Here is a 1198-nt window from a genome sequence, read left to right as displayed (position 1 = left end):
CAGCAGTCCGAACTCGACCGCTCTTTCCCAGCGCGGGTGGTCGACCTGGTTTCGCTCGGCTTGTGGCCGAAGCGCGGCCTGCTCGGCCGCTATACGAAGGAGGACCGCGAATCCGTCAGCAAGGCGCTGTTGGCGGTCGGCCTCGGCGGCTTCGAGACGCGCCCGATCGACACGCTGTCCGGCGGACAGCTGCAACGCACGCTGTTTGCGCGCGTGCTGCTGCAGGACGCCGACCTCATCCTGCTCGACGAGCCGTTCAACGCCGTCGACGCCAAGACGGTCGGCGACCTGATCCAGTTGATCAAGCGCTGGCATGGCGAGGAGCGCACGATCATGGTTGTCGTCCACGATCTCGACCTCGTGCGGCAGAATTTCCCCGAGACGCTGCTGCTTGCGCGCCAGCCGGTCGCCTGGGGCGAGACCAAGGAAACGCTGCGGCCGGAAAACCTTCTCAAGGCGCGGCGCTTCCATGAAGCATGGGAAGAGAACGCGCCCTGGTGCGAGCCCGACGACCATCATCACGACCATCACGGGCACGACCATCACGGCCCTGCCCATGCCCATGCGCATGATCACCATCATGACCACGGCTCCGGGCCGAGGGCCGCCTGATGGACTTTCTCTACGGCCTCTTCATCGCGCCCTTTGCCGATTTCGCCTTCATGCAGCGAGCGCTGTTCGGCTCGCTGCTGCTGTCGCTCGGCGCCTGTCCGGTCGGGGTCTTCCTGATGCTGCGGCGCATGAGCCTGTCGGGCGACGCCATGGCGCACGCCATCCTGCCGGGTGCGGCCGCAGGCTTCCTGCTCTACGGGCTGGAAATCCTGCCGATGACCATAGGCGGGCTGATCGCCGGCATTATCGTCGCGCTCGGCGCCGGCGCTGTCTCGCGCTTCACCGTCCAGCGCGAGGACGCTTCGATGGCGGCCTTCTATCTGATCTCGCTCGCCGTCGGCGTGCTGATGGTGTCGATCCGCGGCTCCAGTGTCGATCTCATGCATGTGCTGTTCGGCACGGTGCTGGCGCTCAACAACGAGGCTCTGACGCTGATCGGCGGTATCGTGCTGGTCACGCTGGTCGCCCTCACGATCTTCTGGCGGGCGCTGGTCGCCGAATGCCTCGACCCGCTGTTCCTGCGCTCGGTGAGCCGCATGGGCAGCCCGGTGCATTTCATCTTCCTGGGGCTGGTGGTGCTCAACCT

At 66.1% G+C, this 1198-nt stretch carries 2 protein-coding genes; both read left to right on the top strand.

Features of this window, described 5'->3' with window-relative positions; all coding sequences use genetic code 11:
• Nucleotides 1-612 (top strand): metal ABC transporter ATP-binding protein (locus tag EN745_RS35010; protein WP_145992335.1); only part of this gene is annotated, 612 nt, incomplete at its 5' end.
• Nucleotides 612-1198: metal ABC transporter permease (locus tag EN745_RS35005; protein WP_145992334.1), on the top strand; the 587-nt coding region annotated here is incomplete at its 3' end. The genes EN745_RS35010 and EN745_RS35005, both read left to right, overlap by 1 nt.

It is taken from the genome of Mesorhizobium sp. M4A.F.Ca.ET.022.05.2.1, from assembly GCF_003998845.1.
Classification (GTDB): domain Bacteria; phylum Pseudomonadota; class Alphaproteobacteria; order Rhizobiales; family Rhizobiaceae; genus Mesorhizobium.
This window is presented reverse-complemented; position numbering and strand designations above follow the sequence as displayed.